This window comes from Paraburkholderia youngii (assembly GCF_013366925.1).
Taxonomy (GTDB): Bacteria; Pseudomonadota; Gammaproteobacteria; order Burkholderiales; family Burkholderiaceae; genus Paraburkholderia; species Paraburkholderia youngii.
In genome coordinates this window covers 609,189-633,951 of sequence record NZ_JAALDK010000001.1, presented here as the reverse complement: position 1 = coordinate 633,951, position 24,763 = coordinate 609,189, and the positions used below count along the sequence as shown (strand labels likewise).

Annotated in this window: 26 protein-coding genes; 4 read left to right on the top strand and 22 right to left on the bottom strand. The window is 63.1% G+C overall.

Going from position 1 to position 24,763, the window contains the following annotated elements:
• Positions 1–76 precede the first annotated feature (76 nt).
• The 4 genes from earP to G5S42_RS02995 all read left to right on the top strand — a co-directional run bounded on the left by earP (position 77) and on the right by G5S42_RS02995 (position 4,279).
• The gene (gene earP / locus G5S42_RS03010; RefSeq protein ID WP_176105470.1) at positions 77–1,270 is read left to right on the top strand and encodes an elongation factor P maturation arginine rhamnosyltransferase EarP; all 1,194 of its coding nucleotides are present in this window, start codon (positions 77–79) and stop codon (positions 1,268–1,270) included.
• 392 nt (positions 1,271–1,662) lie between these two features.
• A complete protein-coding gene (gene efp, locus G5S42_RS03005; RefSeq protein ID WP_176105469.1) occupies positions 1,663–2,220 on the top strand; it encodes an elongation factor P in 558 nt (185 codons plus the stop codon).
• Positions 2,221–2,492: 272 nt separating this feature from the next.
• The gene (locus G5S42_RS03000; RefSeq protein WP_176105468.1) at positions 2,493–2,699 is read left to right on the top strand and encodes a CsbD family protein; all 207 of its coding nucleotides are present in this window, start codon (positions 2,493–2,495) and stop codon (positions 2,697–2,699) included.
• A gap of 197 nt (positions 2,700–2,896) precedes the next feature.
• The gene (locus G5S42_RS02995; RefSeq protein ID WP_176110284.1) at positions 2,897–4,279 is read left to right on the top strand and encodes a sigma-54-dependent transcriptional regulator; all 1,383 of its coding nucleotides are present in this window, start codon (positions 2,897–2,899) and stop codon (positions 4,277–4,279) included.
• Between the two features lie 81 nt (positions 4,280–4,360).
• On the opposite strand, the gene nagZ is transcribed toward G5S42_RS02995, so the two are convergent.
• From nagZ to G5S42_RS02885, 22 genes are all read right to left on the bottom strand, one after another.
• On the bottom strand, positions 4,361–5,389 hold the full coding sequence (gene nagZ, locus G5S42_RS02990; protein WP_176105467.1) for a beta-N-acetylhexosaminidase: 1,029 nt from the start codon (positions 5,387–5,389) through the stop codon (positions 4,361–4,363).
• A 67-nt stretch (positions 5,390–5,456) separates the two neighbouring features.
• A complete protein-coding gene (gene acpS / locus G5S42_RS02985; protein WP_176105466.1) occupies positions 5,457–5,924 on the bottom strand; it encodes a holo-ACP synthase in 468 nt (155 codons plus the stop codon).
• Between the two features lie 24 nt (positions 5,925–5,948).
• Positions 5,949–6,713, bottom strand: coding sequence for a pyridoxine 5'-phosphate synthase (gene pdxJ / locus G5S42_RS02980; protein ID WP_176105465.1), 765 nt, complete (start codon positions 6,711–6,713; stop codon positions 5,949–5,951).
• Complete coding sequence (recO, locus tag G5S42_RS02975) at positions 6,710–7,624, bottom strand: DNA repair protein RecO (RefSeq protein ID WP_176105464.1); 915 nt, start codon at positions 7,622–7,624, stop codon at positions 6,710–6,712. Before recO ends, pdxJ begins: the two co-directional genes overlap by 4 nt.
• Positions 7,611–8,510: a GTPase Era gene (gene era / locus G5S42_RS02970; RefSeq protein WP_050783920.1), complete on the bottom strand. Its 900-nt coding sequence runs from the start codon at positions 8,508–8,510 to the stop codon at positions 7,611–7,613. The genes recO and era overlap by 14 nt, the downstream gene beginning before the upstream one ends.
• A gap of 54 nt (positions 8,511–8,564) precedes the next feature.
• Positions 8,565–9,848 carry a ribonuclease III gene (gene rnc, locus G5S42_RS02965; RefSeq protein WP_176105463.1) on the bottom strand — a complete coding sequence of 428 codons (1,284 nt, stop codon included), beginning with the start codon at positions 9,846–9,848 and terminating at the stop codon, positions 8,565–8,567.
• A gap of 192 nt (positions 9,849–10,040) precedes the next feature.
• On the bottom strand, positions 10,041–10,934 hold the full coding sequence (gene lepB, locus G5S42_RS02960) for a signal peptidase I (RefSeq protein WP_013090047.1): 894 nt from the start codon (positions 10,932–10,934) through the stop codon (positions 10,041–10,043).
• 18 nt (positions 10,935–10,952) lie between these two features.
• The gene (gene lepA / locus G5S42_RS02955) at positions 10,953–12,746 is read right to left on the bottom strand and encodes a translation elongation factor 4 (protein WP_176105462.1); all 1,794 of its coding nucleotides are present in this window, start codon (positions 12,744–12,746) and stop codon (positions 10,953–10,955) included.
• 227 nt (positions 12,747–12,973) lie between these two features.
• Positions 12,974–13,246: a glutaredoxin family protein gene (locus tag G5S42_RS02950; RefSeq protein ID WP_176105461.1), complete on the bottom strand. Its 273-nt coding sequence runs from the start codon at positions 13,244–13,246 to the stop codon at positions 12,974–12,976.
• Positions 13,243–14,760, bottom strand: a complete 1,518-nt coding sequence (locus G5S42_RS02945; RefSeq protein WP_176105460.1) for a DegQ family serine endoprotease — start codon at positions 14,758–14,760, stop codon at positions 13,243–13,245. The genes G5S42_RS02950 and G5S42_RS02945 overlap by 4 nt, the downstream gene beginning before the upstream one ends.
• 37 nt (positions 14,761–14,797) lie before the next feature.
• Positions 14,798–15,838, bottom strand: a complete 1,041-nt coding sequence (locus G5S42_RS02940; RefSeq protein ID WP_176105459.1) for a MucB/RseB family sigma factor regulatory protein — start codon at positions 15,836–15,838, stop codon at positions 14,798–14,800.
• A gap of 4 nt (positions 15,839–15,842) precedes the next feature.
• The gene (locus G5S42_RS02935; RefSeq protein WP_176110282.1) at positions 15,843–16,457 is read right to left on the bottom strand and encodes a sigma-E factor negative regulatory protein; all 615 of its coding nucleotides are present in this window, start codon (positions 16,455–16,457) and stop codon (positions 15,843–15,845) included.
• A gap of 93 nt (positions 16,458–16,550) precedes the next feature.
• Complete coding sequence (gene rpoE / locus G5S42_RS02930) at positions 16,551–17,150, bottom strand: RNA polymerase sigma factor RpoE (RefSeq protein ID WP_006051939.1); 600 nt, start codon at positions 17,148–17,150, stop codon at positions 16,551–16,553.
• Positions 17,151–17,251: 101 nt separating this feature from the next.
• Entirely contained in the window at positions 17,252–17,770 is a 519-nt protein-coding gene (locus G5S42_RS02925) for a hypothetical protein (RefSeq protein WP_429484963.1), read from the bottom strand.
• A 6-nt stretch (positions 17,771–17,776) separates the two neighbouring features.
• Positions 17,777–19,015 (bottom strand): beta-ketoacyl-ACP synthase II, encoded by a 1,239-nt coding sequence (fabF, locus tag G5S42_RS02920; protein ID WP_176105457.1) that lies wholly within the window; start codon positions 19,013–19,015, stop codon positions 17,777–17,779.
• A gap of 255 nt (positions 19,016–19,270) precedes the next feature.
• On the bottom strand, positions 19,271–19,510 hold the full coding sequence (acpP, locus tag G5S42_RS02915; protein ID WP_004197638.1) for an acyl carrier protein: 240 nt from the start codon (positions 19,508–19,510) through the stop codon (positions 19,271–19,273).
• Positions 19,511–19,661: 151 nt separating this feature from the next.
• The gene (gene fabG / locus G5S42_RS02910; RefSeq protein ID WP_176105456.1) at positions 19,662–20,411 is read right to left on the bottom strand and encodes a 3-oxoacyl-ACP reductase FabG; all 750 of its coding nucleotides are present in this window, start codon (positions 20,409–20,411) and stop codon (positions 19,662–19,664) included.
• Positions 20,412–20,523: 112 nt separating this feature from the next.
• Positions 20,524–21,459, bottom strand: coding sequence for an ACP S-malonyltransferase (fabD, locus tag G5S42_RS02905; RefSeq protein ID WP_176105455.1), 936 nt, complete (start codon positions 21,457–21,459; stop codon positions 20,524–20,526).
• Positions 21,460–21,577: 118 nt separating this feature from the next.
• Positions 21,578–22,567, bottom strand: a complete 990-nt coding sequence (locus G5S42_RS02900; RefSeq protein WP_176105454.1) for a beta-ketoacyl-ACP synthase III — start codon at positions 22,565–22,567, stop codon at positions 21,578–21,580.
• On the bottom strand, positions 22,567–23,673 hold the full coding sequence (gene plsX / locus G5S42_RS02895) for a phosphate acyltransferase PlsX (RefSeq protein ID WP_013090058.1): 1,107 nt from the start codon (positions 23,671–23,673) through the stop codon (positions 22,567–22,569). Before plsX ends, G5S42_RS02900 begins: the two co-directional genes overlap by 1 nt.
• 123 nt (positions 23,674–23,796) lie before the next feature.
• On the bottom strand, positions 23,797–23,976 hold the full coding sequence (gene rpmF / locus G5S42_RS02890) for a 50S ribosomal protein L32 (RefSeq protein ID WP_006401275.1): 180 nt from the start codon (positions 23,974–23,976) through the stop codon (positions 23,797–23,799).
• 102 nt (positions 23,977–24,078) lie between these two features.
• A complete protein-coding gene (locus tag G5S42_RS02885; protein ID WP_176105453.1) occupies positions 24,079–24,735 on the bottom strand; it encodes a DUF177 domain-containing protein in 657 nt (218 codons plus the stop codon).
• Between the last annotated feature and the right edge of the window lie 28 nt (positions 24,736–24,763).

The following is a 24,763-nucleotide window of genomic DNA, read 5'->3' as shown; positions in this document are numbered from 1 at the left end:
ATCGCCAGTTTAGAACATTCCGCGTTCGTTCGAACCCGCTCCGCGTCGCCGGAGTCACCGAGCCAGCCGAGCCGCCATGTCCTCCGTCGCACCCGCTTCCGGATCACCCGCCGCCCCTGCCAACCCGATCGCCTGCGATATCTTCTGCGCGGTCATCGACAACTTCGGCGACATCGGCGTGTGCTGGCGTCTCGCGCGCCAACTCGCGCGCGAGCATGGCTGGCAGGTGCGCGTGTTCGTCGACGATCTGCATGCGTTCAAGAGGCTGTGCCCGTCGCTCGTGCTCGAGCGTGCGCGGCAAACGCTCGACGGCATTGTCATCGAGCATTGGCACGAGCCGTCCCATGCGGGCGACACGCTCGAAGTCGCCGACGTCGTGATCGAGGCGTTCGGCTGCGAACTGCCTCCCGTCTATATCACGGCGATGGCCGAGCGCGCGCGCACGCCGCTGTGGTTCAACCTCGAATATCTGAGCGCCGAGGACTGGATCGCCGATTTTCATTTGCGGCCGTCGCCGCATCCGCGCTACGCGCTCAGCAAGATCTTCTTTTTTCCCGGCCTCTGCCCCGGCACCGGTGGCGTCTTGAAGGAGCGCGATCTCGACGCGGCGCGCGCCGCGTTCGAAGGCTCGCCGGCCGCGCGCACCAACTGGTGGCGCAACGTCACGGGCCACGCGCCGCCGCCCGCCGACGCGACCGTCGTGTCGTTGTTCGCATACGAAAACCCGGCCGTCGACAGTCTGCTCGAACAATGGCGCGACAGCGCAAGCCCAATCGTGCTGCTGGTGCCCGAAGGTCGCATTTCCGGCGCGCTCGCGCGTTTTTTCGGCCTACCGTCGTTTGCGGCGGGCACCCATGCGACGCGCGGCAACCTCAGCGCGCACGCACTCGCCTTCACCGAACAGCCGGGCTACGACGCACTGCTATGGGTGAGCGACATCAATTTCGTCCGCGGCGAGGACTCGTTCGTGCGCGCGCAGTGGGCCGCCAAGCCGTTCGTCTGGCACATCTATCCGCAGGCCGACGACGCCCATCTGCCAAAGCTCGACGCCGCGCTCGCACACTACACGCGCACGCTGTCCAGGGACGCCCGCGCCGCGCTCGGGCGTTTCTGGCACGCGTGGAACGGCGCGGGTCAGCCCGACTGGGCGGAATTCCAGCGCCACTATCCGGCGCTTAAGCGGCGCGCCGCCGCCTGGGCGGTCGAACTCGCGCAAGTCGGCGATCTCGCCGGAAATCTGACCTCGTTCGCAAAAACTCAGTTAAAATAAGCGGTTATCCAACGGCCGACGACGCAAGCGCGGCCCGATTCGAGCAACAACCCCATGGTCAGCCCGTCTGACCGGTCCCCTCGAAAAACACAGCACGTGTCCCAATCTCCTAGTCGGGCACGCGAATGTCAAAAAAGGGACGTATGTTTGGGCGTGTTGCAGATCGGCGCCACTCGTGTACACGCCCGAACAGGGTAAAAACTCAGGTAACGGACAGGTGGAAACGCCGGGGCATCACGCCGCGATTTTCGCCGTGAGCCGGTCCCGTTTCACGCATCCGGGCTGCGGTCGCTTCGAGCGGCGCGCGGCAGGCGGTGGCGAAACGCCGAAGCCGCTTGGCACCTATGCCGTTGAGCAACAGTTAAGCTATTTATCTCGTACAGGACAGTTTTATGAAGACCGCACAGGAACTCCGCACCGGCAACGTCGTGATGATCGGCGCAGACGCAATGGTCGTGCAAAAGGCCGAATACAACAAATCGGGCCGTAACTCCGCCGTCGTCAAAATGAAGTTCAAGAACCTGCTGACCGGCGCAGGCATGGAAACCGTGTACAAGGCGGACGACAAGTTCGACGTCGTCGTGCTCGAGCGCAAGGAAGTGACGTACTCGTACTTCGCCGACCCGATGTACGTGTTCATGGACGCCGACTACAACCAGTACGAGGTCGAAGCCGAAATGATGGGCGACGCGATGAACTACCTCGAAGACGGCATGGCTTGCGAAGTCGTGTTCTACAACGAGAAGGCCATCTCGGTCGAACTGCCGACCACGCTGGTTCGCGAAATCATCTACACGGAACCGGCAGTCAAGGGCGACACGTCGTCGGGCAAGGTCCTGAAGAACGCCAAGCTGAACACCGGCTTCGAACTGCAAGTGCCGCTCTTCTGCAACATCGGCGACAAGATCGAAATCGACACCCGTACGCACGAGTACCGCAGCCGCGCCTAAACAGCGGCCTGCGTCACCCCGCCAGCGCCGGCGCCCTGCCGGCCTGCACCCAGAGCGCTCAATTTTTGGGCGCTTTTTCTTTTCTGTCGCGCCGTGTATGGTTTAGGAAAACTTTACCGGCAAATTTCTCAAAATTGCCATCGCGACATCCTGAATTCGCGTCGCGCGCGCGGCAGGCCCTTGCTCCATTTCATCCAAGCTTTTGGCACGATCCCTGCTAGGTGGAGAGAGTTACGCGAGTACCGCTCAATTTCCACCGTGGGAGAGGCACCATGAACAACGACATTGCTGAAGGTAAATGGAAACAGATGGTCGGCAAGGCGAAGGCCGCATGGGGCGAACTGACCGACGACGAGCTGACCAAGGCCGAAGGCCGGGCCGACAAGCTCGCCGGTCTGATTCAGGAACGCTATGGCAAAACCCGTGAACAGGCGGAACTTGAAGTGCGCCGGTTTTTCGATAGCAACCGGGATTTCTGACAGGAGCAGTGAAGGAACTCCAGGCGCCGGCCCGCGCCGCTCAAGACGCAGTGCCGGCGGCTGTCGTTTTTTCACCGTACAAGGACCGTTCGTTTAGCCCTGTCACCCTGTCATCGAGCCCCCAGGAGCCCGCGGTGCGCGCCATCAGCGTTGGCGGCGCGCCGGGCATTCAACCCATTCATAAAATTGCGCTCGCCATGCCACACGCCCTGATTGTTGAAGACGATCCCAATAGCCTGTCCGGGCTGTCGGCAATCCTCGCCGCCGACGGCTTTTCAGTCGACACCGCGACCACGCTCGCCGAGGCGCGCGGCGCATTGACGCGCTTCATTCCGGACGTCGTGCTCGTCGACCTGAATCTGCCGGATGGCAGCGGGCTCGATCTGTTGCAGCATCTGCCCGCGCATCCGCCAGGCGGCGCGCTTCCGGTGATCGTGATGACCGGCAATGCGACCGTCGAGAGTGCGATCGAGGGCTTGCGGCACGGTATCTGGGACTATCTGCTCAAGCCGGTCAACATCCCGCGTCTGCGCAGCCTGCTCGCGCGCATTCCGCGGCCTTATGAACTGACCGAGGAAGTCCAGGCGCTGCGCGCATCGCTGCGTCAACTGGGACGCTTCGGTTCGATGCTCGGCCGCAGCAGCACGATTCAGCACGTGTACGACACGATCGAGCGGCTTGCGCCGACCGAAGCGGCGGTGCTGATCTCCGGCGAAGCCGGCACCGGCAAGGAGATCGCCGCGCACACGCTGCACGACATGAGCCGCCGTCGCAAAGGCCCATTCGTCACCTTCGATTGCCGCGGCGCGGCGGCCGGCGGCCTCAATCGCTCGCTCGACAGCATGCTGTTCGGCCACGAACGCGGCGCGTTCGGCGGCGCCGAGCAGCGCGAGCCAGGCCTCTTCGAACAGGCGAGCGGCGGCACGCTGTTCATCAACGAAATCACCGAGTTGCCGCGCGCGCAGCAGGAAGCGCTGTTGCGCGCGCTCGATTCGCAGACCTTTATGCGCGTGGGCGGTAGCAACCAGATCGTGACCGACTTCCGACTGATCGCGTCGACGCGCAAACCGCCACGCGCGGCGGTCGCGGACGGCTCGCTGCATCAGGACCTCGCGCTGCGTCTCGAGGCCGCCGCGGTCAACCTGCCGCCGCTGCGCGAGCGCGGCGAAGATCCGGTGCTGATCGCGCAGGCAGTCGTCGACGAACTGAATGTGGAAGCGACCGCGCGCGGCACGCCCGAGGTCGCGAAGCAGGCGGGGCCGAACTTCCTGCGCGAATGCCTCGCGTACGACTGGCCGGGCAACGTGCGCGAGCTGCAGGAACGCGTGCGGCGCGCCTATCAGGCATCGGGCGACGTGATCGAATCGTTGCGCGCCGACGAAGCCGGCACGGCCAACGGCCGCGAGCTGAACGGTAGCCGCGTGCAGGTGACGGTCGGCACGCCGCTCGCGGATGTCGAAGAAATGCTGATTCGAGCGACGCTCGATGCGGTCGGCGGCACGCGGCATCGCGCCGCGTCGTTGCTGGGAATCAGCCCGAAGACGCTGTATAACAAGCTGCAGCGCATGCGCTTGAACTGAGCGATTGCTCGACGACGGTTCGAGCCAGTCGAAGCTGATAAAGAAATGGCGCCTTGAATTGCTTCAAGGCGCCATTGCCATTTATGCAAAGGTACTGCGAAGCAGCTTCTGCGCTTCGGCGTACCGTGGCTCGGCCATCAGCTTGCTCCACGTGAGCGCCTTGCCGCGCGGCCGCATGCGCTTCAGCCGCCGCAGCGATTCCTTCGACGGCGTGACGCGCAGTGCGTCGAGCACCTTCTCCGCTTCGTCCGGCTGGTTGCAGACCAGCACCATGTCGCAGCCGGCCTCCAGCGCGGCTTGCGCGCCTTCGGTCAGCGTGCCGCCCTGGCGCGCGGCTTCCATCGATAGATCGTCGCTGAAGATCGCGCCTTCGAAGCCGAGCTTGCCGCGCAGGATGTCCTGCAGCCAGATGCGCGAGAAGCCGGCCGGTTTCGCGTCGACCGCCGGATAGACGACGTGCGCGGGCAGCACCGCGCCAAGCGACAGACCGAGCCAGTCGTACGGCGCGATGTCGTTGCCGAGGATCTCGTCGAGCGGGCGTTCGTCGACGGGCATCGCGACGTGCGAATCTGCCTGCGCGAATCCGTGCCCCGGAAAATGCTTGCCGCAGTTGCTCATGCCGGCGAGCGCGAGACCGTGATTGAGGCTCTTCGCGAGCAGCGCGACCACGCGCGGATCGCGATGGAACGCGCGATCGCCGATCACCTGCGAGTGCCCATAGTCCAGGTCGAGCACCGGCGTGAAGCTCATGTCGATACCGCATGCGCGCAATTCCGCGGCGAGGATGTAGCCGACCGCGGTCGTCACCTTCGTCGCGTGCAGCACGTCCTCGTCCCACAACGCGCCGAGCTTGCCCATCGACGGCAGCACCGTGAAGCCGTCGGTACGAAAGCGCTGCACGCGGCCGCCTTCGTGATCGACCGCGATCAGCAGATCCGGGCGAATCGCGCGGATCGCATCGGTCAGCGCGACCAGTTGCGCGCGGCTCTCATAGTGGCGCGCGAATAGGATCACGCCGCCGGTCATCGGGTGAGCGAGACGCCTTTTGTCATCGCGGTTCAGCGTTTTGCCGACCACGTCGAGCATCACCGGTCCGGGTGTGGTTTTCATCGAATTCCGCTGGAAAAGAGTCTGTCGCAAAGACAAACGCGACCGTCAGCGGCCGCGTTCAACGTTTTCATTCGGTGGCGGAGTGCGCGGACGAAGCCCGCGACGCCGACGCGGCAAACGAACCTTCCGTCTCGTCCGGCCGCTGCGTCTCGGCGATCACGAACGACACCGCGTAATCACGCTCGTCGCTGATCGTCACGCGCGCCGTGATGCCGCGCGCGTCGAGCCAGTCGGCCAGCTCGCCGGAGGCGACCACCATCGGCTCGCCGCTCGGCCGGTTCAGCGTCTGCAACGCGCGCCAGCTCATCGGCCAGTGCATGCCGAGGCCGATTGCCTTCGAGAACGCCTCTTTCGCCGAAAAACGTGTCGCGAGAAACGCGAGACCGCGCGCCGCCGAACGGGCCTGACGCGCGTGGTAGACGCGAAGTTCGTCGGGACCGAGCACCTTCTCAGCGAAACGGCCATTGGTGCGAGTCATCACCGCTGCGACACGGCTGACCTGAACGATGTCGGTGCCGATTCCGTAGATTGCCATGCGTGCGTCCGTCGCGAGATTGGGTTACGCGCGCGCGCCGAGACGCGCGGCGACCATGATCGCCTTCATCTCGCGCACCGCGTTGTCCCAGCCCGCGAAGATCGCGTGCGCGACGATCGCATGGCCGATGTTGAGTTCGACGATGCCGTCGATAGCCGCGATCTGCTGCACGTTCGTGTAGTGCAGGCCGTGGCCCGCGTTCACCTTGAGGCCGAGCGTCGTGCCGAATTCGACCGCGCGCACGATGCGCTCGTATTCGCGCTGCTGTTCGGCGGGATCGTGCGCTTCCGCGTAACGGCCGGTGTGCAGCTCGATCACCGGTGCGCCGGCTTCGTGCGCGGCGCGAATCTGCGTTTCGTCGGGATCGATGAACAGCGACACGCGCGAGTTGGCATCCGCCAGTTGCTTGCATGCGGCGCGCACCGCCTCGAACTGGCCGGCGACGTCGAGACCGCCTTCGGTCGTCAGCTCCGCGCGCTTTTCCGGCACGAGGCACACGTCGTGCGGCTGCACTTCGCACGCGATGTCGAGCATTTCGGCCGTGACCGCGCATTCGAGATTCATACGCGTTTTCAGCAGCGGACGCAGCTTGTGCACGTCGGCGTCGACGATATGCCGGCGATCTTCGCGCAGGTGCAGCGTGATCGCATCGGCGCCGGCTTCTTCGGCCATCAGCGCGGCGCGGATCGGATCGGGATAGGACGTGCCACGCGCGTTGCGCAGCGTGGCAACGTGGTCGATATTCACGCCGAGGTCGATCACGGTCGGCGAAGTCAGGAAGAAGCTCATAAGTTCTGCAGGTCGATCAGGATCTGGCGGGTAGCAAGCGGCGCGCCGCCGAGATAGGTGTTGAGCAGGAAGCGCATCAGCGTTTTGCTTTGCGCGACGGTCTGCGCTCGATGGTAATCGTCCTTTTCCATATCGAGCAAGGTTTGTCCCGATACCACCGGCCACTGCGCGGGCCATTCGTCCGATGCCTCGCGCACGCCGCGCTCGGGATCGAACACGTAGCGGCCGTCGGCGAGCACGGCCTTGCGCGCGACCGTGCGGTCGAGCGCCATCGCGTAGCCGGTCTCGCGCAGCAGCACGCGCTCGAACGAGCGCAGCACCTGCACCGGCGGCTCGTCGTGCGCAAGACGCGTCAGCGTGACGACGTAGTGATGGAACAACTGCGGATGCGGGTCTTCGCGCGCACAGAAGCGCACCAGCAGTTCGTTGACATAGAAACCGCACAGCAGCGCGTCGCCGGTCAGCGGCAGCATGCCGCCGACCCACTCGGCGCCGGTCAGCGTGCGCATTTCGGATTTGCCCGACCATGCGAGCGACAAAGGCTGGAACGTTTGCAGCACGCCGCGCAACGCGGAGTGCGGGCGCTTTGCGCCCTTCGCGACGAGCGCGAGACGACCGTGATCGCGCGACAGCACGTCGATGATCAGGCTGGTCTCGCGATACGGGTAGCTATGCAGCACGAACGCGGGCTGCTCGGTGATCCGGTATTCGGATGTGGAGGTGCGCGGCGCGCGACGCGCCGGCGCTTTGCGCGGCTCGCCATCGTCGGCGGGCGCGCTATTCGCGCTTTTCGCGCCTTTTGCCTGAGCCGACGACTTCCTCGCGCTACGCGCGGGCCGCGACGGCTCGTGCTCCGGTTGGTCCGGAGCCTCGTCTGAATGGAGCGTCATCCACGCGTCATTCGTACCCATACGCACGAAGCCCGGCTTCGTTGTCGGCCCAGCCGCTCTTCACCTTGACGAAGGTCTCGAGATACACCGGCCCGTCGAACAGCTTCGCCATGTCGAGGCGCGCCTCGGTGCTGATCTGCTTCAGCTTCGCGCCCTTCTGGCCGATGATCATCGCCTTGTGCGTGTCGCGATCGACGAGAATCGTCGCGAAGATACGGCGCAGCCGCCCTTCGGTTTCGAACTTGTCGATCAGCACGGTGCTGGTGTACGGCAGTTCGTCGCCGGTCCAGCGGAAGACTTTCTCGCGCAGGATTTCGGCCGCAAGGAAGCGCTCGCTGCGATCGGTCAGGTCGTCCTCGCCGTAGATCGGCTCGCCTTCCGGCAGGAACGGCTTGATGGTCGCCATCAGACGCTTGATGTCGTCGGTATTTTTCGCCGACAGCGGCACGATCTCGTTGAACTCGCGCAGCGTGCTCATCTGCTGCATGAACGGGAACAGCGAGTCTTTATCCGACACGCGATCGAGCTTGTTCGCGATCAGCAACGTCGGCACCTTCGCCGGAATCAGGTCGAGTACCTTCTGGTCGTCGGGGCCGAAGCGGCCTGCTTCGATGACGAACAGGATCGCATCGACCGAGGTCAGCGTCGACGTCACGGCGCGATTCAGCGAGCGGTTCAGCGCGCCGCTGTGCTTGGTCTGGAAACCGGGCGTGTCGACGAAGATGTACTGGGCGTCTTCGAGCGTGTTGATGCCGGTGATGCGATGGCGCGTGGTCTGCGCCTTGCGCGACGTGATGCTGACTTTCTGGCCGACCAGCGCGTTCATCAGCGTGGACTTGCCGACGTTCGGGCGGCCGACGATCGCGACCATGCCGCAACGAAAACCAGTGGGAGTGGGAGCGTTCATATTCGGACTACGGCAGGTTCAGGTCGGCGTGCGCGACGCGCACGCCGATGGCAATCAATGGCCCGCATCGGCGACGCGCGTTTGCACCGCGCCGGCGACGCCGGGTTCGTGTTCGGCAGGTGCGGCCGGGGCCGCCGAGACAACCGACGCGGGCGCGGCGGAAACGCTCGATGAGGTAGTGCCCGGCGCGGCTTCGCGGTTACGCTGACGCTCTGCGCTGCGCGCGTGTGACGGCGCGTCGGCTTTGAGGTCGGGGGTTTTGTCCGCTGTGTGTTTTTCGGCCGGCTTGTCGACAGGTTTCTCGCCTGAGTGCACCGAAACCTTGTCGGCTCTCTCCGCCTTTTCGGACTTCTCGGCGCGCTCCGGCTTGTCATGTCCGCTGTACTCCACATGCGCGGCACGGATGACAGCCAACGGCGCACCGGCGGCGCCCGGCGCTGCACGCTCGGCTGCAGGCCTTTCAACCGCTGACTTTTCCACGGCAGACTTGTCGGCGTGGGCTTCAACCGCAGCAGGCGCCCGCCCTTCACCGCGCGCGCTCTTGCGATCCGGTGTGCGTAAATCCAGTGCGGCCTGCACGCCGGTCACACCCGGCACGATGTCCTGCTCGGCGTTTTTCGCGGCGCGCGCGCTTTTCGAACGCTTCGGCTTCGCAACTACGGCAGGCGCCGCGGCCATTACTTCGTCGAGCGCTTTCTTTGCGGCCGCCTGCTCCGCCGCGCGACGGCTCGCGCCCGAGCCGGACACCTTGACGTCGAGCTTCGGCACCGTGCATTCGACTTCGAATTGCTGATTGTGCGCCGCACCATGGGTGGCGACGACCGTATAGGTAGGCAATGCAATCTTGTGGCCCTGCAGATACTCCTGCAGCAGCGTCTTAGCGTCCTTGCCGAGCGTACGCGGGTCGATATGATCGAGGATTGGCACGTAGAGGCGTTTGATGACCGTCTGCGCAGCGTCGAAGCCGCCGTCGAGAAATATCGCACCGAGCACCGCCTCGAGCGTATCCGCGAGGATGGACGGCCGGCGGAAGCCGCCGCTGCGCAATTCACCCTCGCCGAGGCGCAGGCCCTCCGAGATATTGAGTGCCTGAGCAATCTCGTAAAGGGACTGCTGTTTGACCAGATTGGCACGCACGCGCGACAGATCGCCTTCGTCGAGTTTGCCGAAACGTTGGAACAAAAGCGCAGCCACCGCGCAATTCAGAACGGAGTCGCCGAGAAATTCGAGCCGTTCGTTGTGCGTGGAGCTGTGACTGCGGTGTGTTAAAGCCTGGCGCAGCAATTCCGCATTGCGAAATTCATAGCGCAAACGGCTTTCCAACGGAGATAGAGGCATGGGCAGAGTATAACGCGGGCGCCTGACCCGGCGGAAAGGCGGGGCGCCAGAGGAAAAAGCGTGGCGAAGCGACGTTACCGCGAGTTCTTAAAGTAGCATGACAACACGCCGCGACCGAGATAACCGGTGCCGTTTATTCGCGCGGCGTGTGATCGCTCATGAAGTGATCACGAAGCGATCAATGCACACGACTCACTGGAAGGAGCCGATGCGTCGCAGATCGCTGAAGTTCATCCAGATGAAAAATGCGCGGCCGACGATATTGCGTTCAGGCGCAAAACCCCAGTACCGGCTATCCGCGCTGTTGTCTCGGTTATCGCCCATCATGAAGAAGTTGCCCGGCGGCACTTTGCAGATCACGCCACGTGCGTTGTATTGGCAGTTGTCGCGATAGGGGAAGTCTTCCGCACCAACGATGAACGGCGGCACCGCCGGATTATTCAGAATCGCGTTCTTGCGGCCGTCGATATCTTCCTGGAACTGCTTCGCGTAGCCGAGCCGCTCTTCGTCGAGATAATCGGGCAGCGGCGTTTCTGGCACCGGCTTGCCGTTGACGGTCAACTTCTTGTCCTGATACTCGACCACATCGCCCGGCAGGCCAATCACACGCTTGATGTAGTCGACCGATTCGTCTTTCGGATAACGGAACACCACCACGTCGCCGCGCTGGACCGGACGGCCCTGCGTGATCCTCGTATTGGTGATCGGCAAACGAAGACCGTATTCGAATTTATTGACGAGGATGAAGTCGCCCACCAGCAGCGTCGGCACCATGGAGCCGGATGGGATCTTGAACGGCTCGACCACGAACGAGCGCACGACGAACACCACCAGAATCACCGGAAAAAAACTCGCCGTATATTCGAGCCACCACGGCTGACGCAGCTTGTCGTCACGCAAACGCGCGCGGGTTTGCGCGGCGTTTTCATCGGCGAAACGCTCGCCGATGCGCGCCTGCTGACGATCGAATTCGGCGACTGCGGCTTCTGCCTCGCGGCGCCGTTTCGGCAGGAAAACCAGTTTGTCCGCGACCCATGCGACACCCGTCAAAACGACGAGCACAAAAAGAATCAGCGCGAAATTCATAGGGTTCCGTTATTCAACTTATTTGTCTTCGACACGCAGAATAGCGAGGAAAGCCTCTTGCGGGATTTCAACCGAGCCCACCTGCTTCATTCGCTTCTTGCCTGCCTTCTGCTTTTCAAGCAGCTTCTTCTTACGCGTGATATCACCGCCGTAGCATTTTGCCAGCACGTTCTTACGCAACGCTTTAATGTTTTCGCGCGCGATAATGTTCGAACCGATCGTGGCTTGAACCGCTACGTCGTACATCTGACGCGGAATCAGCTCGCGCATTTTCGCTGCCACTTCGCGGCCGCGATACTGGCTTTGCGAGCGATGGACGATCACCGACAGCGCATCGACCTTGTCGCCGTTGATCAGCATGTCGACCTTCACGACGTCCGACGCGCGGTATTCCTTGAACTCGTAATCCATCGACGCGTAACCCCGCGAAATCGACTTCAGACGATCGAAGAAATCGAGCACGACTTCGCCCATCGGGATTTCGTACGTCAGCTGGACCTGACGACCGTGATACTGCATGTTGATCTGGTTGCCGCGCTTCTGCGTACACAACGTGATCACCGCGCCGACGTAGTCTTGCGGCATGTAGAGGTTCACGGTGACGATCGGCTCGCGCACTTCCTCGATCTTCGATGGCTCCGGCATCTTGGCCGGATTCTCGACCATCAGGGTTGTGCCGTCGCGCTGCAGAACTTCGTAGACCACGGTCGGCGCCGTCGTGATCAGGTCCATGTCGAACTCACGCTCGAGACGTTCCTGCACGATTTCCATGTGCAACAGACCGAGGAAGCCGCAGCGGAACCCGAAACCGAGCGCTTGCGACACTTCCGGCTCGTACTGCAGCGACGCGTCGTTCAGCTTCAGCTTTTCGAGCGAGTCGCGCAGCGCGTCGTACTGGTTCGCTTCGACCGGATAGAGACCCGCGAACACCTGCGGCTTCACCTCCTTGAAGCCCGGCAGCGGCTCGGCCGCCGGCTGGTTCACCAGCGTAACCGTGTCGCCGACCTTCGCCGCCGCGAGTTCCTTGATGCCGGCGATGATGAAGCCCACCTGCCCCGCCGACAGCGATTCGAGATTCTTCGACTTCGGCGTGAACACGCCGATATGTTCCACCGGATACTGCGCGCCGGTTGCCATCAGGCGGATCTTGTCCTTCGGGCGCAGCGTGCCGTTGACGATGCGCGCGAGCATCACGACACCGACGTAGTTGTCGAACCACGAGTCGATGATGAGCGCCTGCAGCGGCGCTTCCGGATCGCCCTTCGGCGGCGGTACTTTCGCGATCAGCGCTTCGAGCACGTCTTCGACGCCGAGGCCGGTCTTCGCGCTGCAATGTGTGGCGTCGGTCGCATCGATGCCGATCACGTCCTCGATCTCGGCGATCGCGTTTTCGGGGTTCGCCGCCGGCAGATCGATCTTGTTCAACACCGGCACCACTTCGACGCCGAGTTCGATGGCCGTGTAGCAGTTGGCGACTGTTTGCGCCTCCACGCCCTGGCTCGCGTCGACGACGAGCAGCGCACCTTCGCACGCGGACAGCGAGCGGCTGACTTCGTACGAGAAGTCGACGTGCCCGGGGGTGTCGATCATGTTCAGGTTGTAGACTCGGCCGTCGCGCGCGCGATACGACAACGCGGCGGTTTGCGCCTTGATGGTAATGCCGCGCTCGCGCTCGAGATCCATCGAGTCGAGCACCTGAGCTTCCATCTCGCGGTCGGACAGACCACCACAAATCTGGATGATGCGATCGGCGAGCGTCGACTTGCCATGGTCGATGTGCGCAATGATCGAGAAGTTACGAATATGATCCATTCAGTGCCGATCAAGCGAAAAGGCGCGCCCGGACAATAGCGGAGCACGCCTTGTAAGTAGGTGAAAAACCTATCTATTTTAGCCGAAAAGCCCCTCGGCCGGCGCATCTTGCATAGCGCGGGCCTCAAGACGGCGTAGAAGATGCGAGAAATTTACCCTGCGCATCGCGGCGAGTCGCGACAATCCGCGCATGGATCGCGCGAATCGCCATGCCGCGCGGATGTAAATCAGGACGCCGCGGCCACACGCGACGCATGCGCCGCCAATGCTGCGCGCACTCGCGCTTCGTCGAGATGGTAGTGGCACAACTCGACGCCATCGCATACCAGCACCGGCACCCACTCGTTGTAACGCGCTTCGAGCAACGGATCGCTGTCGACGTCGATCACCGCCAGTTGCGCACCGAACTCGGCCAGCAACGGCTCGAGCGCGGCGCGCATGTCCTCGCACAGATGGCACCACGCGCGCCCATAGAGCGTGAGCGATGCTGTCTTTGTCATTTCTGCGCGCTGCGCGGACGGATCGGCACAAACTGCGTGTTGTCGCCGCGACGCACCAGCAACGCGACCATCTTCTGCGAATCGAGGTGTGAGGTCAGTTCGTCGAACTGTTTCGCGCTCGTCACATCCATGTCGCCAACCCGCAGGATGATGTCGCCCTTTTGGAGCCCGACACGGGCTGCCGGACCGTCGACCGCGTCGATCTGCACGCCATTCTGAATCTTCAGCGCTTTCTGCTGATCGGCGGGAATGTCGCTGACCGCGATGCCAAGCGCGTTGGTCGCGCGCTGCTTCGGCGCCTGTGGCTTCTTCTGATCCGCTTTCGCGACCTTGTCCGACTGCATTTCCGAGATCGTGATCGGCAGTTCGCGCGTCTGACCCTTGCGCCAGATCGAGATCGACGTCTTCGTGCCCGGCTTCGTATCGCCGACCATGCGCGGCAGGTCCGTGGCGGTGTCGACCGAATGACCGTTGAACTTCAGGATGATGTCGCCCGGCTGCACGCCGGCCTTGTCGGCCGGGCCGCCCGGCTCGACGCTGCTGACGAGCGCGCCCTGCGCCTTCGGCAAGCCGAGCGAATCGGCGACGTCTTTCGTCACTTCACCGATCGCCACCGCGATGCGGCCGCGCACCACCTTGCCCGAACTCTTCAGCTGATCGGCCACCCGCATCGCTTCGTCGATCGGAATCGCGAACGAAATGCCCATGAAACCGCCGGTGCGGCTGTAAATCTGCGAATTGATGCCGATCACTTCGCCTTGCATGTTGATTAGCGGGCCGCCCGAGTTGCCCGGATTGACGGCTACGTCGGTCTGGATGAACGGCAGGTAGTCGCCGGTGTCGCGTCCCTTCGCGCTGACGATACCGGCCGTCACCGTGTTTTCGAGACCGAACGGCGACCCGATCGCGACGACCCATTCGCCGACGCGCACCTTGTTTGAATCGCCGATCGTGATGGTCGGCAGATTCGACGCGTTGATCTTCACGACCGCGACGTCGGTACGGTCGTCGACCCCGATCAGCTTCGCCTTGAATTCGCGCTTGTCGGTCAGCGTCACGTAGATCGTATCCGCGTCGTCGACGACGTGAGCGTTGGTCATCACGTAGCCGTCCGCCGACAGGATGAAGCCCGAGCCCACCCCGCTGTTCTGTTCGGGGTCGGTGTTGTCCTGTGAATCCGGGCTGCCGCCGCTGCCGCCCCCTCCACCGCCACCGCCGTTATCACCACCGCGCGGTGATTGCGGTGACTGCGGCAACGGAATCCCGAAGAAGCGCCGGAAGAACTCCGACATATCGCCGTCGTCCATACCCGGCGGCAGGCCGCCGCGGGAACTACCGTTCGACACGCGCGTTGTCGTGCGAATATTGACGACCGCCGGGCCTACCTTGTCGACGAGGTCAGTGAAGTCGGGCAGATTGGCAGCGGGAGCCGCTGATGCCATATGCGGCACAAGCGGCAAACACGCCGCCACCACTACGGCCGCGAGGAATTTGCGCACCGAGAAAGTCGTCATATCGTAGCAAGCCGAGGGATTTCAGGATTCGGAAGGGTTACTTCGGAGCTTTGTATTCTATGGCAGACGCGAATTGCTGCAATGTGGTTTGGGGCACCTCACCGAGCAGGGTAATCCAGAAGTCACCCTGACGCTTGACCAGGACGTGCGTCGCGCCGCTATCGCCCGTGCCCTCTTTGCGCGTGTTGTTCTCGACCGGCTCGACGAAAACCGAAATCGCCGCGAGGCCGTCGGAAAACACGGCCTGGTCGACCGGGATCGGCGGCTGCCCCGCCTCGCGCGACGCCATCGGACGGCGCAACTGACGGATGATATGAAAACCCCGCACCGACGGATTGATTAGCCAACCCTGCGCGGCCATGTCGACCGGCTCGACTGGCGGACGCACGACCGTCCAGCCCGTGAGATTGCGAATGCCGTTGACGATGCCCGCTTTGTCGACCGGCACGCCGATGCGGACCTGCGAAAACGACAGTTGCTCGAGCACCTGGCCGCTCGGGTCGAGCGTCTGCGCGCGCAGCAGCAGACCGGTCTTGTTGTCGGCCCAAAGCTTGTACGCGAACCGGTACGCGTCTTTCGGATCCAGTTCCATCACCAGACTGTCGACGCCCGCGACGCGGTCATCACCCAGCATCTTCGGCTCGTAGACGGACAGTACCTGCTCGCCGTTCACGGACAGCAGCGCGGGGAATGAATCCTTGTTCTGCCGCTTTTCGAAGACCACGATACGCCGTTCCGGCAGGAACGTGTACATGTCGTCGTTGTGGCGCAGCATTTTGCGCGGCTTGCCGTCGAGGCTTTCGAGCTGCTCGAACTCGCCGTCCGTATGCGTGGAGTAATGCGCAATGTGCGACGTCTGCACGAAATTGCCGCGCTGATAGACGAAGGCGCCCTCGTAGTTCTGCTGTTGGGCGGCCTGATGGATGCGGTCGAGCAGTTCGGCGGCCGTGCGACGGGCGACGACCGGATCGTCTTGAGCGAAGACCCGCGGTGTAGCGGACAACAACACGGCTGCACAGAACAGAAATGCTGGCAACCGCCCCCAGATAGTCGTTTTATTGAACCGCGGAGTCTGCATCAAACTATTGGCCCTGCGTGGAGACTGAGGCAGCGCGAATCACCGGCATCGAGCCTGCCAGCGCCGGTTGCTGCGCGAATTGCTGATGAGCTTCGAGGTATTGATCGAGGCTCGCGTCGCGAATGATGTTGGAGTCTTGCGCGGGCACCGAGGCCATGGCGACACGCTGCACCGGGTCGGCGTGCGATTGTAGCGAAGCGAGCTGGGCACCCGGACCACCCGGCGCGCCCTGCAGCTGCGGCACGACGATCCAGGTCAAGGTAGCGGCCGCGGCAGCGACGGCAAAAGCCGGCACGACTCGCCGGCGCAGCCCGAGCAGGCGGCGCGTGACCGACGCGGACGCGGCGGCTGGCGCCAGCACATGCGGCTCGCTTTCGAGGCGCGCGGCAAAACCGCTGAGAAAGGCGCTGCTCCGTGCGGGGCTGACTGCCAGATCGTCGGAACGTAGCGCGTCGCCGATCAGGTGGTAGCTCGACCAGGCGGCGCGATCATCGCCGTCCAGTTCCGCAAGAAACTTGTCCAGATTCAGATGCTCTTCGCCAAACAATTCACCGTCGACGAAAGCGGACAGACGCTCGCCGCGCGAGCCCGCTTGCGATTGCATCGAGACCGACCCCATGATGCTCCCCATCTTCCAAATACCCCGTAGTGACACCACTAATCCAGATATTGCGCCGCTGCCCCGCCAAGCCTGCCGGACGTTCAAAAACCTCTACCAGCGCTTGCCTTCGGGTGTGTCAAGCAACGGTCGCAATTTTGCCGCAATGGCTTCGCGAGCGCGGAAAATTCGTGATCTGACTGTGCCAATCGGGCAACCCATCATCTCAGCGATTTCCTCGTAGCTCAAACCCTCAATTTCTCGAAGAGTAATGGCGGTGCGCAATTCTTCCGGTAAAACCGCCATCGCAGCATTGACCGTCTCGGCGATCTGCTTGCTCATCAACATCGACTCAGGCGTGTTGATATCCCTTAGTTGGTCAGCGTCGGAGAAAGTTTCAGCTTCTTCAGCATCCGCTTCGGTCGAGGTCGGCGCGCGCCGGCCTTGGGTGGCAAGGTAGTTCTTCGCGGTATTGACCGCAATCCGGTACAACCACGTATAAAACGCCGACTCGCCGCGAAACTGCGGCAACGCGCGATACGCCTTGATAAATGCGTCCTGTGCGACGTCTTCGACTTCGGCGGGGTCCCGCACGAGACGCGAGATCAGCCGGAGAATCTTGCGGTGGTATTTGGAGACCAGAAGCTCGAACGCGGCCTTGTCGCCCTTCTGGACGCGTTCGACCAGCACCTGATCAATTTCTTTTTCGCTCACCTGATAAATCCGTTAACTATAGGGCGCATGGCGGGGGACCATTGTAGCGTCCCCCTCGTGAGGGCACGTTACTACGGTAACAGCGGTTACAGTCGTTACAGTCAGGCGCCGGCCGCACGCCGGCCCAGCACGGAAAGTTCGCGGAAAACATTGGGCGGCAGCGCGTCGGCGGCGAGCAGCAGGGAGCGCGTACGGCCCAGCGGCGCACGCATGAGGCCACGCCTTCGACCACTCTCGGGCGCGAGCGCGAGCACCAACAAACGGCTGCTCCACTGCGCGCAACCGACGACGCGACCTCGCGCGAGCAATTCACCTGCGCGGTTCCAGGCGGAAATCTCACCCATCGCGATATGCAGCGCGGTTGGCTGCGCCGCGTCATGCCTAGCCGCGCACAGTGCAAGGACCGCTGCGACGGCGAGCGTCAACGCAGCGGCCTGCCACGCGCCCAAGCGCGGCGCGAGGCAGGTATAAACGGCTAACGTCGCAATCAGCACGAACGCCCCCGCCGCGGCACGCATTGCGACAGAGCGACGCAACGCAATCCGCTGCGTCGTCCTGCTCAACGTTGCCGGTGCGGGGGAAAGCGCCGGCGAAGCCGGCGTCGCGAACTGATGCGTCACCCGTGATCAGGCGCGCTTGAACACCAGCGTGCCGTTCGTACCGCCGAACCCAAACGAGTTCTTCAGCGCGACGTCGATCTTCATGTCCCGCGCGGTGTTTGCGCAGTAATCGAGATCGCAGGCCGGGTCCTGGTTGAAGATGTTGATGGTCGGAGGCGAGACCTGGTGATGCACGGCGAGCACCGTGAACACCGACTCCAGACCGCCGGCGCCGCCCAGCAGGTGGCCCGTCATCGACTTGGTCGAATTGACGACCATGTCCTTCGAGTGGTCGCCGAACGCCCGCTTGATGCCGGTCGTTTCCGCCAGATCGCCGAGCGGCGTGGACGTGCCGTGCGCGTTCAGGTAGTTCACCTGATCGCCGTTGATGCCCGCGTTCTTCAGCGCTGCGAGCATGCAGCGGCGTGCGCCGTCGCCGTCTTCGAGCGGCGCGGTCATGTGGTACGCATCGCCGCTCATGCCGTAGCCGCCGATTTCCGCGTAGATCTTCGCGCCACGCGCCTTCGCGTGCTCGTATTCTTCGAGCACCATCACGCCCGCGCCTTCGCCGAGCACGAAGCCGTCGCGGTCCTTGTCCCACGGACGGCTAGCGGTTGCCGGATCGTCATTGCGTTGCGACAGCGCGCGCGCCGCCGCAAAGCCGCCGATACCGAGCGGGGACACGGTCGATTCCGCGCCGCCGGCAATCATCACGTCGGCGTCGCCGTATTCGATCAGGCGCGAAGCCTCGCCGATGCAGTGCAGACCGGTCGTGCACGCGGTGACGATCGACAGATTCGGACCCTTGATGCCGAACTTGATCGACAGGTGGCCGGAGATCATGTTGATGATCGAAGCCGGCACGAAGAACGGCGAAATGCGGCGCGGGCCGCGATTGAGCAATTCGGTTTGGGTGATTTCGATCATCGGCAGACCGCCGATGCCCGAACCGACCACCACGCCAATGCGCTCCGAATTCTCGTCGGTGACTTCGAGCCCGCTGTCCTGCATGGCCTGGATGCCCGCGGCCACGCCGTAGTGGATGAACGTATCCATGTGGCGCGCTTCCTTACCGGGGATGTAGTCCTCGATATTGAAGCCCTTCACCTCGCCGGCGAAACGAGTCGAGAAGTTCGACGCATCGAACTTCGTGATATTGGCAATCCCAGACTTGCCGGCGACCAGATTGGCCCAGCCATCGGCAACATTATTGCCAACAGGCGAAATCAGCCCCAGGCCTGTAACAACAACACGACGGCGGCTCACGGTAACCCCTTTTTCATAGATGACAAAAGCAAAAGCCACAGCGCCCACAGGAATCGCCCTGTGTGCCCTGTGGCTGTTTAAGTCGGCAATCGCGCGGAAAGTTGCGCTGTCAACATCGCTGGCTCCTGCGTGGCAAGCGGCGTGGCGTATGGCGTGTCAATGGACACACCCCATAGCGCCGACCCTGCTGGCGCCGGCAAGCGGCACGGCAGGGCGTCATGCGCGACCCGTGCAGAAACGCAGGCGCGAATGACCTTAGGCCTTGACGTTCGCGCGAGCGTAGTCGATCGCTTGCTGAACGGTGGTGATCTTCTCGGCTTCTTCATCCGGAATTTCCATGCCGAATTCGTCTTCGAGGGCCATCACGAGCTCAACGGTGTCGAGCGAGTCGGCGCCCAGATCGTTCACGAACGACGCTTCGTTCTTGATTTCCGCTTCCGCAACGCCCAGTTGTTCCGCGACGATCTTCTTGACGCGCTGTTCGATATTGTCCATTACCCCTCCAAGGGAAAAGAAGTTCAAAAATACAGGTGCGCGCATTTTATCAGGTTTGACCCGGCAAAAAAGCGGCGCTTCGGGTTCCTGTCAACGCATGCGCCTCGTGCTTCTGCGAACGCATCAAGGCGCGGATAGTAACCGAATTTGGTTACTGCATGTACATGCCGCCGTTCACGTGCAGCGTCGTGCCGGTGATGTAGCCCGCTTGCGGCGACGCGAGGAAAGCGACCGCGTGCGCGATGTCTTCCGGGCTGCCGAGACGGCCGAGCGGAATCTGCGTTTTCAGCACGGTCTGCTGCTCTTCGGGCAGCGCCTTGGTCATGTCGGTATCGATGAAGCCAGGCGCCACGCAATTGACCGTGATGCCACGGCTGCCGATCTCGCGCGCGAGCGCGCGCGTCATGCCCGCGACGCCCGCCTTCGCGGCCGCGTAGTTGATCTGGCCAGGGTTGCCGGCCGAGCCGACCACCGACGTGATATTGATGATCCGACCGCCCTTCGCTTTCATCATCGGGCGCAGCACCGCACGCGACAGACGGAACACCGACTTCAGGTTGGTGTCGACCACCGCGTCCCAGTCGTCGTCCTTCATGCGCATCGCCAGTTGATCCTGCGTGATGCCGGCGTTGTTCACCAGCACGTTCAGCGCGCCGAATTCCTTGACCGTGCCGTCGATAAGCGCTTCGGCCGCGGCCGCGTCGTTGACGTCGAGCACCGCGCCGCGGCCGCTCACCCCGGCCGCCTTGAACGCCTCGGTGATCGCCGTCGCGCCGCTTTCGCTGGTCGCGGTGCCGATGACCGTCGCGCCCTGACGCGCGAGTTCCATCGCGATCGCACGGCCGATGCCGCGCGATGCGCCCGTTACGATTGCGATCTGCTTGTCGAGAGTCTTTTCCATCTGTCAGTCCGGATGCCCTTCAAATAGGGCTCATTGATTCTTGTTGATTCGTCTGTCGAGGGAGGCCGCGCCAGCGCGGCACGGCTCTGCCGATACCCGCTCGCGAAAGCGCTCAGCCTGCCGTCACGAGCTTCAGCGTTTCTTCGAGCGATGCCGGATCGAACACCGATGCGCCGCCGAGATTGCCGTCGATGCGCCTGGTCAAACCCGCAAGGACCTTGCCCGGGCCGCATTCGATCACGTGCGTGACGCCCTGCGCGGCCATTGCCTGCACGCATTCGACCCAGCGCACCGCACCAGCCGCCTGGCGCACCAGCGCGTCCTTGATTTTGGCCGGCTCGTTGACCACGGCGACGTCGACGTTGTTGATGACGGGAATCGACGGCACCTGCACGTCGATGCTCGCGAGGTATTCGCGCAATTGATCCGACGCCGGCTTGAGCAGCGACGAGTGGAACGGCGCCGACACCGGCAGCGGCAGCGCGCGCTTCGCACCTTTGGCCTTCGCGAATTCGCAGGCTTTCTCGACCGCGGCCTTGTGGCCCGCGATCACGACTTGCGCCGGCGCATTGAAATTGACCGCTTCGACGACGCCCGCGACCGACGCTTCCGCGCAGACCGCGCGCACCGTGTCGTCGTCGAGGCCGAGAATCGCGGCCATGCCGCCTTCGCCCACCGGCACCGCGGTTTGCATCGCCTGCGCGCGGAAACGCACGAGCGGCACCGCGTCGCGGAAAGCTAGCGCGCCGGCCGCGACGAGCGCCGTGTATTCGCCGAGGCTATGGCCGGCGACGATCGCCGGCGCCGGGCCGCCCGCCTGCTGCCACGCGCGATAGGTAGCGTAGGCCGCGGTCAGCATGACCGGCTGGGTGTTGGTGGTGAGATTGAGATCTTCGGCGGGGCCTTCGGCGATCAGCTTGCCGAGGTCCTGGTTGAGTGCGTCGGAGGCTTCCTGAACCGTCTCACGCACGACTGCGCGACCGGCGAATGCATTGAGCATGCCGACCGCCTGCGAGCCCTGCCCAGGAAAAACGAACGCGAATTTCATATCGTCCCCAAAATCTGTTTAATCGGATGTGGCTGCCGGCCGCGGCTGCCCGATGGCGCGCGGTATTACTCCGGCCGCGCAGGCGCCCCCAGCTACGCCCTGCGATGCGTCGTCGCGCTCAGTAGCGAATGACCGACGCGCCCCACGTGAAGCCGCCGCCGACGCCCTCGATCAGCACGTTCTGGCCGCGCTTGATGCGGCCGTCGCGCACCGCGACGTCGAGTGCAAGCGGAATGGACGCCGCCGACGTATTGCCGTGCTCGCCCACCGTGACGACCATGCGCTCCTGCGGCAGGCCGAGCTTGCGGCAGGTGCTTTGCATGATGCGGATATTGGCCTGATGCGGAATCAGCCAGTCGATCTGCTCGGGCTTCAGATCGGCTTTTTCCAATGCTTCGATGGCGACTTTCTCCAGCACGTTGACGGCAAGCTTGAACACCGCCTGACCGTCCATGTGCAGGAACGCGCTGCCAGCGACCACGCCGCCGTTCACGTTGCCCGGCGTGCATAAAATGTTCGAATGGCTGCCGTCCGCGTGCAGCGCGCTCGAGAGCACGCCCGGTTCGTCGGAGGCTTGCAGGATCACCGCGCCGGCGCCGTCGCCGAACAGCACGCAGGTGGTGCGGTCGTTGAAATCGAGGATGCGCGAGAATGTTTCCGCGCCGACCACGAGAGCCGTGCGATGCTGACCGGTGCGAATCAGACTGTCCACTGTCGCGACCGCGTAAGCGAAGCCTGAGCAGACCGCCTGCACGTCGAACGCGGCGCCCTGATTCTTGATGCCGAGCTTGTTCTGCAGCAGGCAGGCGGTGCTCGGGAACACAAAGTCCGGCGTGGAAGTGGCGACGACGATCAGATCGATGGACTGGGGATCGATGTCCGCCGCTTCGATCGCGCGCTGCGAGGCGATCAACGCGAGGTCGCTGGTCGTGACGTCGGGATCGGCGAAGTGGCGGGCATGGATGCCCGTGCGCGCGACGATCCATTCGTCGCTCGTTTCGACACCTTGCCTGCCGAGACGCTCAGCCAGATCCTGATTGGTGACGCGGTTGGACGGCAGATAGCTGCCGGTGCCCAGCACGCGGGAGTAGATTGTGGATTGAGCCATTATGCCTTCGAGGATTGCGCAGCGTAGGGCTCGGCCGGCTGGCCTGCGATCGGGCTTGCGTGACCCGCACCGCTTGCGTCGCGCGCCGCCTGTTCGAGAGAACCTGCGTTCTCTTCCATCGCTCGCGCAAGGCGCTCCAGCACGCCGTTTTTGACGGCATCATACCCGCGTTTGATAGCCCACTCAAACGCGTAGGCATCGGCGGAACCGTGGCTTTTGATCACGAGACCGCGCAAGCCGAGCAGCGCGGCGCCATTGTATTGCCGATGGTCGACGCGTTTCTTGAAGCGCATCAATACCGGCAGCGCGAGCACCGCCATCACCTTGGTCAGCCACGAACGGCCAAACTCTTCCTTGATGATGTTGGACAGCATCTGCGCGAGACCTTCCGACGTCTTCAGCGCGACATTGCCGACAAAGCCATCGCAGACGATTACGTCGACGGTGCCCTTGTAGATGTCGTCGCCTTCGACATTGCCATGAAAGTTCAGTGTACTCGCACGCAGCAGTTCGCCGGCGCGCTTGATGATGTCGTTGCCCTTGATGACTTCTTCGCCGATGTTGAGCAGGCCGATGGTGGGCCGCTCTTTGCCTTCGAGCGCGGACACGAGCGCGTGCCCCATCTCGGCGAACTGCAGCAGGTGCTGCGGCTCGCAGTCGACGTTGGCGCCCAGGTCGAGCATCATCGTATAGCCGGTGGGATTGGGCAGGGCGAACGCGATGGCCGGGCGTTCGATACCCGACAGCGTTTTCAGCACATAACGCGAGACCGCCATCAGTGCGCCGGTGTTGCCGGCGGAAATACAGGCTTGCGCCTCGCCTTCCTTGACGCGGTTCAGCGCCACGCGCATCGACGAATCTTTTTTCTTGCGCAGCGCGACCTCGACCGGATCGTCCATCGCGACGACCTCGGTAGCAGGCACGACGGTCAGCGCCGGCAGATCCTGAGCCTTGAGCTTCTTCAGCTGCGCACGAATCGCACTTTCAATGCCGACGAGCAGCAACTGCGCATCGGGATGCGAACGAACGAAGTTGACGGCAGCGGGAACGGTCACGGACGGGCCGTGGTCGCCTCCCATGCAATCTATCGTGAGCTTTACTGTCATGGAGTGCGACGAATTTCAGACACAAAAAAGCGGCAGTTGAATGCCGCCTTTTTGCCGAACCGGGAAAATGTCAAGCGAGCCGATCGCTACGCGAAACGCCACAGGGCGCATCGCAGTCAACGATTAGTCGTTCTTCGTCTTGACGACTTTCTTGCCGCGATAGTAGCCGTTCGGGCTGATGTGGTGACGCAGATGCACTTCGCCCGTGCTCGGCTCAACGGCCAGCGGCGCTGCCGTCAGGAAATCGTGCGAACGGTGCATGCCGCGCTTCGACGGCGACTTCTTGTTTTGTTGAACTGCCATGACTAAAACTCCAAAAAATTTTCCGAATTCTAACACAGCCCGATACGGACTTAACCACTGGCCGAATGGCCAATGCGCCAGCATCGCGCCCCCTGCAACTATTCAGTGCTTCTTGCCGCCCGGTTCGTCGCGTTTCAGACTCTCGAGCGCCGCGAACGGATTGCGCCGCTCGCTGGATTGATCCGGCTCGCCGATATCGCCAGCTTCGTGCTGCGCGGCTTCGTCACCCTCCCCTTCGCTGCCGTCCGCACCCGAGACAAGGCTCTCGTGCACTTCAGGACAGACCTCGTGTTTCGGCACGAGCGGCAAGGAAAGCAGCAACTCTTCTTCGATCAAGTCGATGAGATCGAACTGGCGCGAGCCCACGATCACCTCGACTTCATCCTCGTCGAGCGGAAACTCTTCGGCTTCCGCCTCCGTACTGACGATCCGGTAAGTTGCATCGACGTTGAACGCCTGCGAATACGGCGTCAAGCACCGCTGGCATTCGAGCCACGCGGCACCATGAATCGCCAGCCGCAGATAAGGCTGGGGACCTTCGGTGCCGTCGTCCTGCAATTCCGGTTGCGTCGTCCCTTCGGCCTGCCATGTGAACGCGGTGTCGCGATCTGGCGCTTCCGCCGGGACTTCGTTTAACATGCGCGGCAGTTGCGAGACGCGCACGACACCCGCAGCCTGACGCCCACTTCGCGCAAATTCGAACAGATCGAGTTCATGCGGGTCGGACGGACCTGCAGGTTTGCCAGGATGTTGAGTCATGTGCGCTCCTGCGTCGGCAAGCAAGTTG